This window comes from Arthrobacter sp. TJ-217, assembly GCF_058269255.1.
The window spans coordinates 48,791-63,594 of sequence record NZ_JBZCNJ010000007.1 but is presented as its reverse complement, the minus strand read 5'-3'; the positions used below and the strand labels follow the sequence as shown (position 1 = coordinate 63,594).

The 14,804-nt window shown below is 66.5% G+C and carries 15 protein-coding genes; 12 read left to right on the top strand and 3 right to left on the bottom strand.

Annotated elements, in window-relative coordinates; all coding sequences use genetic code 11:
* The 3 genes from AC4D2R_RS13200 to AC4D2R_RS13190 all read right to left on the bottom strand — a co-directional run bounded on the left by AC4D2R_RS13200 (position 1) and on the right by AC4D2R_RS13190 (position 1,944).
* Positions 1-225, bottom strand: a complete 225-nt coding sequence (locus AC4D2R_RS13200) for a heavy-metal-associated domain-containing protein (protein WP_490940426.1) — start codon at positions 223-225, stop codon at positions 1-3.
* A 49-nt stretch (positions 226-274) separates the two neighbouring features.
* Complete coding sequence (locus AC4D2R_RS13195) at positions 275-598, bottom strand: metal-sensitive transcriptional regulator (RefSeq protein ID WP_490940424.1); 324 nt, start codon at positions 596-598, stop codon at positions 275-277.
* A gap of 113 nt (positions 599-711) precedes the next feature.
* Positions 712-1,944, bottom strand: coding sequence for an ROK family transcriptional regulator (locus AC4D2R_RS13190; RefSeq protein ID WP_490940422.1), 1,233 nt, complete (start codon positions 1,942-1,944; stop codon positions 712-714).
* A gap of 127 nt (positions 1,945-2,071) precedes the next feature.
* Between AC4D2R_RS13190 and AC4D2R_RS13185 the strand changes: the two genes are divergently transcribed.
* From AC4D2R_RS13185 to AC4D2R_RS13130, 12 genes are all read left to right on the top strand, one after another.
* Positions 2,072-3,190, top strand: a complete 1,119-nt coding sequence (locus AC4D2R_RS13185; protein WP_490940421.1) for a Gfo/Idh/MocA family protein — start codon at positions 2,072-2,074, stop codon at positions 3,188-3,190.
* Between the two features lie 59 nt (positions 3,191-3,249).
* On the top strand, positions 3,250-4,539 hold the full coding sequence (locus AC4D2R_RS13180; protein WP_490940419.1) for an ABC transporter substrate-binding protein: 1,290 nt from the start codon (positions 3,250-3,252) through the stop codon (positions 4,537-4,539).
* Between the two features lies 1 nt (position 4,540).
* Positions 4,541-5,464: a carbohydrate ABC transporter permease gene (locus tag AC4D2R_RS13175; RefSeq protein WP_490940418.1), complete on the top strand. Its 924-nt coding sequence runs from the start codon at positions 4,541-4,543 to the stop codon at positions 5,462-5,464.
* Positions 5,461-6,372 (top strand): carbohydrate ABC transporter permease, encoded by a 912-nt coding sequence (locus AC4D2R_RS13170; RefSeq protein ID WP_490940416.1) that lies wholly within the window; start codon positions 5,461-5,463, stop codon positions 6,370-6,372. Before AC4D2R_RS13175 ends, AC4D2R_RS13170 begins: the two co-directional genes overlap by 4 nt.
* A gap of 46 nt (positions 6,373-6,418) precedes the next feature.
* Positions 6,419-7,465, top strand: a complete 1,047-nt coding sequence (locus AC4D2R_RS13165; RefSeq protein ID WP_490940414.1) for a zinc-dependent alcohol dehydrogenase — start codon at positions 6,419-6,421, stop codon at positions 7,463-7,465.
* Complete coding sequence (locus tag AC4D2R_RS13160; protein WP_490940412.1) at positions 7,462-8,256, top strand: TIM barrel protein; 795 nt, start codon at positions 7,462-7,464, stop codon at positions 8,254-8,256. The genes AC4D2R_RS13165 and AC4D2R_RS13160 overlap by 4 nt, the downstream gene beginning before the upstream one ends.
* Positions 8,257-8,282: 26 nt before the next feature.
* Entirely contained in the window at positions 8,283-9,044 is a 762-nt protein-coding gene (locus tag AC4D2R_RS13155) for a ThuA domain-containing protein (RefSeq protein WP_490940410.1), read from the top strand.
* 76 nt (positions 9,045-9,120) lie between these two features.
* Positions 9,121-10,398 carry an ABC transporter substrate-binding protein gene (locus tag AC4D2R_RS13150; protein WP_490940408.1) on the top strand — a complete coding sequence of 426 codons (1,278 nt, stop codon included), beginning with the start codon at positions 9,121-9,123 and terminating at the stop codon, positions 10,396-10,398.
* Between the two features lie 104 nt (positions 10,399-10,502).
* Positions 10,503-11,801, top strand: coding sequence for an ADP-ribosylglycohydrolase family protein (locus AC4D2R_RS13145; RefSeq protein WP_490940407.1), 1,299 nt, complete (start codon positions 10,503-10,505; stop codon positions 11,799-11,801).
* A 226-nt stretch (positions 11,802-12,027) separates the two neighbouring features.
* Positions 12,028-12,678, top strand: coding sequence for a DUF305 domain-containing protein (locus AC4D2R_RS13140; protein ID WP_490940405.1), 651 nt, complete (start codon positions 12,028-12,030; stop codon positions 12,676-12,678).
* A gap of 79 nt (positions 12,679-12,757) precedes the next feature.
* Entirely contained in the window at positions 12,758-13,414 is a 657-nt protein-coding gene (locus AC4D2R_RS13135; RefSeq protein WP_490903264.1) for a thioredoxin-like domain-containing protein, read from the top strand.
* 292 nt (positions 13,415-13,706) lie between these two features.
* Positions 13,707-14,675, top strand: coding sequence for a PQQ-dependent sugar dehydrogenase (locus AC4D2R_RS13130; protein WP_490940403.1), 969 nt, complete (start codon positions 13,707-13,709; stop codon positions 14,673-14,675).
* Positions 14,676-14,804 lie beyond the last annotated feature (129 nt).

Here is a 14,804-nt window from a genome sequence, read left to right as displayed (position 1 = left end):
TCAGGCGTCGTTCGCGACCACGAGGTACCCGGCCTCGGCCACGGCCTCGCCAACCTCGGCAGGGGCCAGCGGCGCGTCCGAGGTGACGGTGGCAGTTGAGATGCCCTCCTTGTTGAGCGCGATGTCGACCGCCGTCACCCCCTCCAGGGACTCAAGCTCGCTGGTCACCGCATCGACGCAGTGGCCGCAGGTCATTCCCGAGATGCTGACGGTTGTTGTTTCCATGATGTGCTCCTTGAATCGGGTTGGCGGGTTACTGGCCGGATCGGCGGAATCAGCGCAGGAGGCGGCCGATGGCGGCGGAGGCTTCCTGGACCTTGCCCTGGACGCCCTGCGGATCCCCCGACGCCTGGGCATCCTGAGCGGCGCCAACGACACAGTGGGTGATGTGGTCCTCAAGCAGGCCAAGGCTGACGGCGTGGAGTGCCTTGTTCACCGCCGCCACCTGGGTGAGGATGTCAATGCAGTACTTGTCCTCGTCGACCATCCGCGCAATGCCGCGCACCTGTCCCTCAATGCGCTTCAGGCGCTTCAGGTAGGCGTCCTTGTCCGCACTGTAGCCGTAGGCGGAAGGCTCGGTAGTTGGAGCTTCGCTCATGGGGTCCTCCTTCGGATCCCTTTCATGATACCCCAAGGGGGTATGCAGTGAAAGGCGGACTCCTGACGGTCAGGCCTCCTCGGACCGGTGCGCCCCGGCGGGCACCGGGCGGGCTACCGCGGAGCGGGTGCCCGAACCGCGGCAGTGCGGGCCGCGAGGAGCGCTTCGATCCCTGCGGGGGAGAGCACGTGCTCATGGGCCAGGACCACGGCGCCGAGCAGTCCGACGGTGTCCTGCTGCGTGCTCGGTTCAACGCGCAGGGACCGTGTGGCAAGAGGCAGGGCGCGGTGGTAGATCGCGGAGCGGATGCCGGCAAGCAGCTCCTCGCTGAGTTCAGCGAAGGGGCCGCCGACCACGATGGCGGTCGGGTTGTAAAAGCTCACGATCATTGAGAGGACCTTGCCGATGCTCTCGGAGGCCTCGCGCACCGCCCTCCTCGCGTAGAGATTCCCCTCGGCGGCAAGGCGGGTGACGTCGCGGCCGGTGCGCGCGGCTTCGACGCCCTGGGCGCGGAGCTTCCTCGCGAGCGCTTCGCCTCCGGCGACGGCTTCGAGACAGCCGATGTTGCCGCAGGAGCAGATCTCGCCGTCGTGCCCGGGTACCTGGATATGCCCGATGTCCCCCGCCGCGCCCTCCGCGCCGCGGTGCAGCCGGCCCGCGCTGACAATGCCGCACCCGATCCCGGTGCTGACCTTCACGTAAAGGATGTGTTCGGTGTCCTCGTTGCGGGCCCAGTACTCGCCCAGGGCCGCGAGGTTCGCGTCGTTGTCCACGAGGGTTGCAACGCCGTACCGCTCGGCAAAGAACCCGGGGACCACGCATCCGTCCCACCCCGGCATGATCGGAGGCCGAACGACCGTCCCGGTTGAATGCTCAACCGGTCCGGGAACGCCGATGCCAATGGCGCAGACCTCCGGGATCTCCCTCGAGGCCGAACGCAGCAGGGCCTGGAAGGCCTTGTCGATCCCCTCGAGGACCGGCTGCGGGCCGTCGGCGATGCGGATCGAGTAGGAAACCTGGGCAAGCGTCGTTCCGGCGAGGTCGCTCACCGAGAGCGCGCACTGCGTCACGCCCACGTCGGCGCCGAGGATGACCCCCGCTGAGCCGTTGAGCCGCAGTTCGCCGGGAGGCCGCCCGCCCTTCGACGTCCCCACCTCCTCAAGCACAAGTCCAAGCCCGATCAGCTCATCGCTCCGGGTCGCCACGGTGCCGCGGGAAAGGCCGGTGACGGCGGCGAGGCGGGTGCGGGTGCATCGGGGTTCCCGGGCGATCGCCTGAAGCACGGCGCTGAGGTCCCCGCCGGAGGGTGAAGGAGATCTGCGCTGTTCTGTTGGAGTGATGACCATCTCACAAGCATCCCAAACTTCTCCGAGAGTTATGCCAAAATTCTCATAACTTTTTGCGATTGCCAACATAAGAACTGCACCATATGCTCATGGCTTGTGTGATTCAGGTGACACCCCAAGGAGTTCAGTGGCACATATCGGTGTTGGAATTGTTGGTACAGGCATGATGGGCCGCGTCCATGGCGACGCGGCGCGCAGGGTCGGCGCGCAGATCGTTGCTGTCAGCGGATCGAGCCTTGCGACGGCGAAGGCCGCCACCGAGTCATGGGCACCGGAAAGCCTTGCCCTTGAGGTCGACGACCTGATTGCCCATCCACTCATCGAAGTCGTCCACATCTGCGTGCCGAACCACCTGCACGAGGAGCTGGCGGCGAAGGTGCTTCACGCCGGGAAACATGTTGTCTGCGAAAAGCCGCTGGCCCTCGACGCCGCGGGAGCCCGGCGCCTCGCCGAGCTCGCCAGGGAGTCGGACCTGGTGGCCGCCGTTCCCTTCGTCTACCGCTACCACGCACTGGTTGCGGAGGCCCGGGTGCGCATCACGGCCCGCTCCAGCGGCAGCATCCACCTCATGCACGGCTCGTACCTCCAGGACTGGCTTTCCACCCCCGAAGACACCGACTGGCGTGTCGACCCGGCACGGGGCGGCGCGTCGCGGGCATTCGCCGACATCGGCTCCCACTGGTGCGACCTCGTGGAATGGGTCAGCGGACACAGGATCACCGAAGTGTCGGCTCTCACCTCCACGGCGTTCGCCAAGCGCGCCCTGCCTGCCAGCAGCGGGTCCGGCACGACCGAGGACATCGCGTGCGTCAACTTCCGCACCGACCGCGGGGCCGTCGGCTCGCTCGTCGTGAGCCAGGTTTCCCCGGGGCGGAAGAACCGCCTCTGGTTCGACATCAGCGCCGAGCGCGCAAGCGTCTCCTTCGACCAGGAACACCCGGAGGGCCTGTGGGTCGGCCAGCGCTCCGGCAGCCAGACGGTCGTGCGCGACCCAAGCACCCTGAGCCCCGAGGCAGCGTCACTTTCAACGCTTCCCGCCGGTCACCCCCAGGGCTACCACGACTGCTTCAGGGCCTTCGTCTCCGACGTCTACGCCAGCGTGCTCACCGGCGACGTCGAGCGCATGCCCAGCTTCGACGACGGCGTCCGCACCGCGGCGATCACAGAGGCGGTGCTCGCCTCCGCCGCCACCGGCGGCTGGGCCGAGGTGGCCGTCAACGAGGTCCACCAGCTCCCCCCGCGCTAAGCGAACCCGGGCTCTCGCGCGCACGCTTCCCCACAGAAGAACCGACAAGGAAGTCAACCATGAAGAAGCCATTCCCGACGATTGCGGCAACAGCCGCCGTCGCCGTCCTCACGCTCGCGACGACCGGCTGCACCGGACCAGCACCCTCAGGCCAGGGCGGCGCCGGGGAGAACGAGATCCGTTACCTCATCGGCCAGCCGGAGCTCCCCGCGGAACTTGACCTGATCAAGGCCGACCTCAAGAAGTTCGAGGAGGAATCCGGCATCAAGGTCAAGCTCGACGTCCTGCCGGCCGACAACATCAGGACCGTCCTCCAGACCCAGCTGCGCTCCGGTCAGGGCCCCGACGTGTTCAACTACGACACCGGTCCCGGTTTCGCCGGGACACTCGCCGAGGCGGGACTCCTCTACGACCTCACCGAGGCCTACGAGCAGAATGACTGGACCATCTACGACTTCGCCCGCGAGCGGGTCACCTTCGACAACAAGGTGGTCGGCGTGCCGACCCAGCTCGAGGAGATCGGCGTCTTCTACAACAAGGACCTTTTCGCGGAACACAACGTCGCCCAGCCGAAGAACCTCGGAGACCTCAAGGACGCCGCGGCGGACCTCGCCGAGGCCGGGGTCACCCCCTTCGCGGTCAGCGACAAGGAAGGATGGCAGGGCGGGCACCTGCTGAGCATGGCCCTCTCAAGCCGGGTCGGCGCCGACGGCGTCCAGGACCTCCTCGATCGAAAGACCCCGTGGACCTCGCCCGACGTCGTCGCCGCCCTCGAAACCTGGGCGGACTTCGCGGCGTCCGGACACCTTCCCGATACTCCCAATGCCCTCACCTACGACGACGGCAACGCCCTGTTCTACTCGGGCAAGGCAGCGATGGATCCCACCGGAAGCTGGCTCGTCTCATCCCTGAAGGAGTCGGCCGACTTCGAGGTCGGGTTCATGCCCTTCCCCGCCGAAGACGGTGAAGGCATCTTCAGCGGAGGCCTCGGCGCCGGAACCTTCATCTCGTCTGCGACAAAGAATCCCGACGCCGCAGTGAAGCTCCTCGACTACATGCAGACCGAGGAACGCGGGCGCTGGCAGGTCGAAAACCTTGGCACGATCCCCGCCTACCCGGTGGACACGGAAGGGCTCGAAGTCTCCGAGCTCTTCTCCCAGGTGATCGACGACACGGCGCGCATCGCCGAAGGGTCCGGCGACTTCGGCTACAACATCGACGTCCTCACGACCGACGTCTTCAACAATGCGATGTGGGACGGGTTCCAGGGAATCCTGACGGGACAAAAGACCCCCGAGCAGGTTGCCCAAGACCTTGACGCCGCCGCACAAGCTCCCGAAAAGAAGTGAAATGAGCACTGAAATCCGCTCGACAACCCCCACGGTCACGCGAAAGGCGCAGGCCCGCCTCGGCATCGCACTCATCCTGCCCCTGATGCTGGTCGTCACCTTTTTCTTCCTCTTCCCGCTCGGAAACGCGATCTACTACTCGTTCGTGGACTTCGACGGCATCACCCCCGCCCCGGCGTTCGTGGGCCTGGACAACTACACGCGGATGTTCACCGACCCCGAGGTGTGGCATGCCCTGGGCAACAACGCGATCTGGATCGTGATCGGCACAGCGGCCCCGCTGCTCATCGGCCTCACCCAGGCGCTGCTGCTCTGGAAGGTCCGCCATGTCGGAATCTTCTACCGGCTTGCCTTCTTCCTCCCGTACGTCCTGCCCCAGGTCGCGATCGGCATCGTCTGGGGATGGATCTATGACCCGGTCAACGGGTGGGTGAACAAGGCGCTCCAGGCGATGGGCCTCGGCGGGCTCACCACCGGCTGGCTGGGCAACCCCAACACGGCCCTCTACGCGGTGCTGGTGACCGCGATCTGGGCCACCGCCGGGTTCGTGCTGATCATCTTCCTCTCCGCCCTGCAGAACGTTGACGTCGAACTCGTCGACGCAGCGCGGCTCGACGGCGCCAACGGCGTGCAGCGCCTGCAGCACATCATCCTGCCGCAGATCATGCCGGTCTTCCTGATGGTCACCACCATCACCCTGGTGGGCGGATTCAGCGTCTTCGACATCATCTTCATCATGACCGGCGGCGGCCCGGCCAACGCCACAAACGTGATCGGCACCTATGCCTACTCCAGCGCGTTCCAGCTCAGCCAGATCAGCTACGGAACCACCCTGGCGCTGTTGATCACGGCCCTGTCGATCCCCTGCGCCGTGGCGCTCAACCGACTGCAGCGGCGGCTCTCTCTCCAAGGAACAGGCGTATGACAAACACAACCGCAGTAAAGCATCCAAGCGGCCGGCCCGCACTCGACAGGAAGGCCCCGCCGGTCCGGCAGAACCACCTCTCGGCACGACGCAGGGGCGCCCTCACCGGGAAGCACCTCATCCTGATCGTGCTCTCGGCCATCTCCCTGTTTCCGGTCATCCTGGTCGTCTCGACGGCGCTCAAGACCGAGACGGACGTGCGGACGAACCCGTTCGGACTCTTCTCATCGTTCTCCCTTGAGAACCTCACCAACGCGTGGACCGTCGGCGACTTCAGCAGCTACCTGCTGAACAGCGTCCTGCTGTCGGTGCCGAGCACCCTGCTGGTCGTCGTGCTCTCGACGATGGCCGGCTACACCTTCGCCCGGCTGCCCTTCCCGGGCCGGTCGTTCGCGTTCTACCTCGTGGTGCTGGGACTGCTCGTTCCCTTCTTCGCCTACATGATCCCCCTCTACTTCCAGCTGCGCGGACTGGGCCTGCTCGACACGCTGCCCGGGGCCATCCTGGTGCTGACCTCCACGGGAGTGTCCTTCGGAACCTTCTTCATGAGGGCGTTCTTCGCCGACCTCCCGCAGGAGCTCGAGCAGGCGGCCCGGGTCGACGGGTGCTCGGAGTGGCAGATCTTCGTGCGGGTCATGCTGCCCCTTGTCACCTCGGGAGCAGGAGCCCTCGGAGTCTTCACGTTCATCCAGAACTGGAACAACTTCCTCGTTCCCCTGCTGTACCTGCCGGGCGGGGAATTCCGCCCGCTCACCACCGGGCTCTACCAGTTCACCGGCGGCCGCTCACTCGACATCGGTCCGCTTGCCGCCGGAACGCTCATCACCATCATTCCCGTCGTCGTCCTCTTCGTGCTCATGCAGCGCCAGGTGGCCGAAGGGTTCATCTCGGGGGCAGTGAAGGGCTGACCCGGCCCGTTCCCATCAGCACCGTCGATCAAAGGAAAACAGCTTCATGGCTTCTGTTGTAAGTTTCACCTCTCCGCGCGTCGCGGAGGTCGTCAGCGAACCGGTACCAACGGTGGGCGCCACCGACGTGCGGATCCGCACCCTCTACTCGGGCATCTCGGCCGGGACGGAGCTCACCGCCTACCGCGGAAGCAACCCCTACCTGCAGAAGCAGTGGAACCAGGAACGCCGGCTCTTCGTCGACGGCGCCTCCACCCTCAGCTACCCGGTCAACGGCTGGGGCTACGAGGAGGTCGGAGAAGTCGTCGAGGTAGGGGACGCGGTAACCTCCGTGGCCGTCGGCGACCGGATCTGGGGCACCTGGGGCCACCGCTCCGATACGGTGCAGACCGAGGAATACGCGGCCGCCCGCATCCTGGATCCCGCCGCCGACCCGCGGATCGGCATCTTTTCGCAGATCGGTGCGATCGCCCTCAACGTGGTCCTCGACGCCGACATCCACATCGGTGAAACGGTCGCGGTGTTCGGGCTCGGTGTTCCCGGGCAGATCGTGGCGCAGCTTGCCCGCCTGAACGGGGCACGGGTCATCGCGGTCGACGGGATCGCCGAGCGGCGCGAACTGGCCGGCAAGCTCGGCGCCGACGTCCTGATCGATCCTGCCGAAGGGAACGTCGCAGAGCGCATCCGGGAACTCACCGGCGGCAGGGGCGCCGATGCATGCCTCGAGGTGACCGGCAACTACCGCGCCCTCCACGAGGCGATCCGGGCCGTGGCCTACAGCTCCCGGGTCTGCGCCGCCGGCTTCCTCCAAGGCGAGGGAATGGGGCTGCGCCTCGGCGAGGAATTCCACCCCAACCGTGTCCAGGTGATCTCAACCCAGATCTCGGGTGTATCCCCGACACTCCAGCACCGCTGGGACCAGTACCGGCTGGCAAGCACGGCCATCGACCTCGCCGTTGCCGGCCGGCTGAACCTGATCGACCTGATCTCGCACACCGTGCCGCTTGAAGACGCCGGTGCCGCGTTCAGCATGCTCGACACAAACCCGCAGGATGCCCTCCAGGTCGTCCTGAAATTCGAGGAGGCCTCATGAGCATCAAGCTTGCAGCACAGGAACACATGCTCGAAGGAGAAACACTCCTTGAGAAGTTCCAGTTCGCCCAGGACCGCGGATTTGACGGCATCGAGCTGCTCGGCCGCGGTGACGGAATCTTCGCGGAACGCGCCGAGGAACTCCGGGCGGCCCGCGAGGCCGGCGTCGTCATGCCGAGTGTCTGCGTGCAGATGGATCACTTCATCGGTGACTTCGACCCGGCCAGGAGCAAGGACGCCCGGGAGCAGATGAAGCACCTGCTCTCCGGTATCGCCGCCGCCGGCGGATTCGGCGCCGTCACGCCCAACGCCTTCGCGCTGTTCAGCCGGCGGCTTCCACCCTTTGCGCCGCCCCGCAGCGACGAGGAGTCGCGGGCAGTGCTTCTCGAATCCCTCGCCGAACTCGGGGACCATGCGGCAAGGGAGGGCGCAGTCGTCCTGCTCGAGCCGCTGAACCGGTACGAGGACTTCATGGTCAACACCCTCGCCGACGCCGTGTCCCTCGTCGAGGAAGTCGCATCCCCGGGCGTCGCGGTCATCGCCGACACCTTCCATATGTCGATCGAGGAATCGGACATCCCCGCGGCGATCCGGGCGGCCGGCAGGCACATCCGCCACGTGCAGCTCGGTGACAGCAACCGGCTCGAACCCGGGGCCGGGCACTACGACTGGCCGGGCACCCTCGCCGCGCTGTCGGAGATCGGCTATGACGGCTGGCTGGCGATGGAGTGCGGCCTCAGCGGACCGTCCCGGGACGTGCTGCCGAAGGTTTCGGCACTGCTCAAACACTAGCCCTGCACCACAGAACGGAATCCCCCATGCCGCACCCGCACTCCGCCCCGCTCCGCGTCACCGTATGGAATGAGGGCATCCATGAACAGACTGAGCCCGAGGTCGCCATCCATTACCCGCAGGGAATACATTCGGCGATTGCCGAGGGGCTGCGACCATTGCTCGGCAGCACCGCCGTCATCCGCACCGCAGTGCTGGCCGACCCGGAGCACGGATTGACCGAGGAGGTTCTCGACGCGACGGACGTTCTCCTGTGGTGGGGCCATATCGCCCACGACCAGGTCAGCGACGAGGTGGTGGAGCGGGTGCGCCGGCACGTCCTGGGCGGCATGGGCCTGATCGTGCTGCACTCGGGGCACTTCTCCAAGATCTTCATCCGGCTCATGGGAACCACGTGCTCCCTGCTGTGGCGCAACGACGCCGAGCGGGAACTGGTGTGGAACGTCAACCCGACGCATCCGATCAGCGAGGGCATCGACACCCCGATCGTGCTCGACCAGCAGGAGATGTACGGAGAGTTCTTCGACATCCCGACGCCCGACGACCTGGTGTTCATCAGCTCCTTCGCGGGCGGAGAGGTGTTCCGTTCCGGCGTCACGTTCACCAGAGGGCGGGGGCGGATCTTCTACTTCAGCCCCGGCGACCAGATGTACCCGGTGTACCACAACCTGCAGATCCGCAAGGTGCTCGCCAACGCCGTGCGGTGGGCCGCTCCCGCCTCACCGCTGCGCGTAGAGCCGGCGGTGGCGAATCCGGCCCGCGGCTGGTACGAGCCAAGCCGCATCTGAAGCTCCAGCAGGAGCGACCTGCGCGACCGCGCAGCACCACCCCCACAGCCACATAGATCGCAACCAGGAAGAAAAGATGAAACACCGCGCAGCTCTGAAACTATCGGCAGTCGGCGGAGTCCTTGCACTCGCCGTGACCGGATGCACCGGAACGTCGGCGGCGGCCCCCGAGGACGGCGCCAACCAGTCGATCCGTTACCTCATCGAGCAGCCCGAAGACCCGGCAACCACCGAACTCATCAAAGAGGACATCGCCACCTTCGAGGAGAAAAACAAGGGCATCGACGTCGAGCTCGAGGTCATGCCCACCGACAACATGCGGACGGTGCTGCAGACCCAGCTCCGCTCCGGCGAAGGCCCCGACATCTTCAGCTGGGGTTCGGGCCCCGGGTACGCCGGCGCCCTGGCAAAGGCCGGGCTCCTCTACGACCTGACCGATGACTACGAGAAATACGACTGGCCCGTCTACGACTTCGCCAAGGAGCGCGTGACCTTCGACGGCAAGGTCTTCGGTATTCCCGGAGACATCGAGACGGTCGGCCTCTTCTACAACAAGGACATCTTCAAGGAACTCGGCATCGCCGAACCGACTAACCTCGACGACCTCGACGCCGCCGCCGCGAAAATCAAGAAGGCGGGTCTCGTGCCGATCGCGGCAAGCGACAAGGAGGGGTGGCAGGGCGGCCACCTGTTCAGCATGGCGCTGTCCAGCCGCGTGGGATCCGAGGGCATGAAGAGCCTGCTCGACGGTGAGACGCCGTGGGACTCCCCGGACGTCATTGCGGCACTCGACACCTGGACGAAGTTCAGTTCGGACGGCTACCTGCCCGACTTCCCCACGTCCCTGACCTACGACGGCGCCAACGCACTCTTCTACTCCGGGAAGGCGGCGATCCTTCCCACCGGCAGCTGGATCACCCAGGACATGCAGGACAACGCCGACTTCGAGGTCGGCTACATTCCATTCCCCGGCGAGGACGGACCGGGAATCTTCAGCGGCGGCCTGGGCTCGGGCCCCTTCATCTCCGCCACCTCGAAGAAGACAGATGCCGCAGTCAAATTCGTCGACTACATGCTCACCCCCGAACACGGGCGCTGGACCGTTGAAAACTTCAACACCATTCCTCCGTTCCCCGTCGACACCGAAGGGCTCGAGGCGTCACCGCTGTTCGCCCAGGTCGTTGAGGACGCAGCGCAGATCTCGGAAGGCACCGGAGAGTTCGGATCAAACATCGACGTGCTGGCCACCGACGTCTTCAATGACGCAATGTGGAACGGCTTCCAGGGTCTGCTGACCAACCAGAAGGGCGCGGCCGACGTCGCCGCGGATCTCCAGAAGGCGGCGAAGCAGTAGCACCCCGAGGGGACGCCGGGGCCGGGCGGCGAATTGCCGCCCGGGCCCCGGCATCCCCGACAGCACGGCCCCCCCACCCCCCACAAGCACCAAGGAAAAACACGATGCACGACGTTCTGGACCCCCGCGACCTGATTCCCGATGAAGCAGAACAGCTTTCCCACAGCGGCTACGATGTCGGCTCCCTCGAAGCCGAGGCCCGCGAAGCGGCCGCCGCCTCCGACCTGCCGCGCCTCGCCCGCATTGAAGAGGCGCTGGCCGGGCTGGACCGTGGTCCGGCCTGGGTGCATGAGGAGCCCTCCGACGAGGCGGAGCTTCTAGCCATTGCCCGCCGGGTTGAGCCGGTCGGTTACGACGCCTCCGGCTTGCCGGAGCGGATCCGCGGCGCCTGGCTGGGGCGCGCCGTCGGGAACACCATGGGCAAACCCATCGAGGGCCTGAGCCGGCGCGAGGTCGAGACGTATCTCCGGGCCGCCGGGCAGTGGCCGCAGACCGGTTACGTTCCGCTCCTCGACCCCCTCCCGGAAGGGGTGGAACGGCTCCACCCCTCCTCGGCGTATGCGTCCGCCGGCCGCTTCACCGATGTCCCCCGCGACGACGACATCGACTGGACAATCCTCGGGCTTGAGCTGCTCGAAACCTACGGCCCGCAGCTGACCACCGAGCAGATCGCTGCCGAGTGGCTGAGCAGGCTGCCGTTCACCCAGATATACACGGCTGAACGGGCGGCCTACCGCAACCTCATCCGCGGGCTCAAGGCACCAGAGACCGCCACCGAGGGCAACCCCTACCGGGAGTGGATCGGTGCGCTCATCCGCGGCGACATCTTCGGCATGACCAATCCCGGCGATCCGGCGGAGGCCGCACGACTGGCGCTCGTCGATGCGCGCCTGAGCCACGTGGGGAACGGCCTCTACGGCGAGATGTGGGCGGCGGCCCTGCTTTCCGCCGCCCTCGTCTCGGATTCACCGGCCGACGCCCTGCGCCTGGCCCAGCGGGTCATCCCCGAACGCTCCCGCCTGGCCGACGCGCTTTCGCACGTGCTTGTGCTCTTCGACGGCGGTGCAAGCGCGGAAGCGGCGCTCGACTGGGTTGACGCCGAGCTGGGGCACTACAGCTGGGTCCACACCGTCAACAACGCGGCGCTGATCGCGATCGGCCTGCTGTGGGGGAGTGACTTCACCAGTGCCGTGGCGACCGCGGTTTCGGGAGGACGGGACACCGACTCCACCGCCGCAACGGTGGGCAGCGCCTATGGGGCGCTCTACGGGGCGGAAGCCGTTCCGGCACGGCTGGTGGGAACCACACATGTTCACGTGCGCAGCGACGTCCGGGACTTCGACCGCGTGACCATCGAGGAACTGGCCGAGCGGACCCTGCACCTGGTCCGCCGGCAGCCCTGACGCCGCCCCGGCAACCCACGGCCGGCTCCCCCGCAGGCGGCGCGTGCGGGGAGCCCCGGGCAGGCGGGAGCCCGGGGCTCCCGCACGTCGGTTCCGTTCACAGCTGGATGCAGGGGCCTGCGGCGTTGGATGTGGCCTTGGACGCAGGAGACGGTGCCCTTGAGGAAACGTTCAGCACAATGCCCTACCGTGGATAGCTGAAAGCCCACCTGCCCAGAGGAACCCAATGATCACCACCCTCACCGTCTGGCAAAAGCGGCTGCTCCTGGTTTTGGCCGGCGTGGCGGTTCTTGCCCTGTTCGGACTCGCCTTCACCGCCGGGCGGGTTTCCGCCGGCCCCGACCATCCGGACACCGCAAGCGCCGACGCCGGGTTTGCCCGGGACATGCAGGTGCACCATGCGCAGGCGGTTGAGATGTCGCTGCTGATCCGTGACCGCTCGAAGGACGAGGCGGTGCGGCTGATCGCCTACGACATCGCCCTTACCCAGCAGCAGCAGATCGGCCAGATGTATGCATGGCTCGAGGAGTGGAACCTGCCCCAGAGCCCGGCCGGGCCGAGGATGGCGTGGATGGCAGCCGGGGGAGCCGACCACCACGGAGGAGACTCAGGCACCCACTCGTCCGGCTCCGCCGGTGCGCTGATGCCGGGAATGGCCACCGCCGACCAGATCTCCAAACTTACCGACGCCTCGGGTGTCGAGGCGGAGCGGCTCTACCTGACGCTCATGATCGACCACCATGAGGCCGGTGCCGAGATGGCCCAGGCCGGAATGGAACTGGCCGACACGGCCAAGGTGCGTGAGCTTGCGTCGAAGATGGTCGCTGCGCAGCGTTCCGAAATCAGCGCGCTGCAGAAACTGCTTGAGCAGCGATAGCGCCCGCCGCCGGTAGATTGGTGTATGCCGCGCAGCACAGCGGAGCATTTCTCCAGAACCGCTACGAAGGAATCGATCGTTGAATAAGAAAAGAGCTCAGCAGAACGCTCAGCAGAACACGGACCGTCAGGCGCGGCTCGCCGCGATACAGGCGCAGCAGCGGGCGAGCGAGCGCAAGCGCAATGCGCTGATCTTCGGCGGTATCGGTGCTGTGATTCTTGCCATCATCATCGCGGTCACGCTCGTCATCGTGAACCAGATCCAGACCAACCAGGCCGTGGAAGACGCCGCGGCACGGCCGATCGAAGGCGTCCAGACCTACGAAATCGCCAGCCAGGAACACACCGAAGATCCGGTGACCTACGAGCAGTCCCCGCCCGTCGGGGGAGATCACAGCCCGGTATGGACGAACTGCGGTATCTACACCGAAGAGATTCCCGCCACGAACACGGTCCACTCGATGGAGCATGGCGCAGTGTGGATCACCTACCAGCCCGACCTCCCGCAGGCCCAGATCGACCAGCTCACCGAGCTCGTCGGTGACCGCAGCTACGTGGTGCTCAGCCCCTACAAGGGCCAGGACACTCCCATCGCCGCCAACGCGTGGGGCCTTCAGCTGAAGGTCGACGCACCGGACGACGCCCGCCTCGCCGCGTTCCTCGAGAAGTACATCGAAGGCGAACAGACCCCCGAGCCAGGCGCCCCCTGCACGGGCGGGCTCGACCCCAACGCCTAAGCGGTACTGCTCCGGTACTGCGCTCCGGTACCGGAGCAGGGCGCTCTATTCAGGATCCGGGGGCCCGCCAGCACGCCCCGGATCCTGACGAGGCGCTACCCTAGCCTCAAAGCCCAAACCGGTAGTGCTGATACCGGTTCAAGCAGGGGAGGCAGAGATGAAAAGGCCGACCGTCCGATGCCGCGCGGTTCTCGCTGTTGCTGCGGCCCTGAGCCTTGCCGGGTGCACGTCTCCGCCGACTCCAACAGTTTCAGCACCTCCTGCCGGAGACCCCGCGCCTCCGCTCGGTGAGGTGACGGAAATTGCTCGGGGGCTCACCACGCCGTGGGGACTGACCTTCCTCCCCGACGGATCGGCGCTCGTCTCAAGCCGTGACACCGGCGAGATCCGCCACGTCCCGGCCGCCGGTGGAGACACCGCCCTGGTGGGTGTTGTTCCCGGCGTCGAGCAGAGCGCCGAAGGCGGCCTCCTCGGACTCGCGGCGTCACCGAACTTCGCCGAAGACCGCCAGGTGTATGCCTATGTTTCCTCCTCCCCCACAAACCGAGTGGTCGCGCTTTCGATCGCCGAGGATCTGGGGTCGCTGCGGCAGCGGCGCGTTGTCATCGACGGCATCGACACGGCCGAGCGCCATCACGGGGGCAGGCTGCGCTTCGGACCCGATGACAATCTGTGGATCGGCACCGGCGACGCCTTCGTTCCCGAAAACGCCGCTGACGACGACTCCCTCAACGGAAAGATCCTGCGGGTGCGCCCGGACGGCACGATCCCCCAAGACAACCCGTCGGGGACCGCGGTTTATTCGAGCGGCCACCGCAATGTGCAGGGGCTGGCCTTCGGACCGGACGGCACGATGTACGCATCGGAACTGGGCCACCGAACCTGGGATGAGGTCAACGCGCTGCGCCCGGGGCGGGACTACGGCTGGCCCGAGACCGAAGGCATCGAAGGATCCACTGGGGAACCTTCCCTGTTCACCTTCCGCCCCGAGGACGCCTCGCCGTCGGGAATCGCCTACGCGGACGGTCACCTGTGGATGGCCGCGCTCAGGGGTGAAAGGCTGTGGCAACTTCCCGTCGAGGACGGAAGCGCGGCAGGAGAGCCGGTGGCCCATTTCGTTGGCCAATACGGGCGGATCCGCACCGTCGAGGTAGCCCCGGATGGTGCGCTGTGGATCACGACGTCCAATACCGATGGCTCATGGGGTGAGCGCCGGTCCGGGGACGACCGGATCCTGCGCGTGGAACTGGACTCCGACTGAGGGTGCCGACGGTCGGACCGCATTCCTCCCGCCTAAAGGTGCTTCAGTGCAGCCCCCAAGCGCAGGAAAAACGCAGGTTCGGAAAGATTGCCCGAGTAACTGCACAGGATTCACGCAGACCGCTGACCT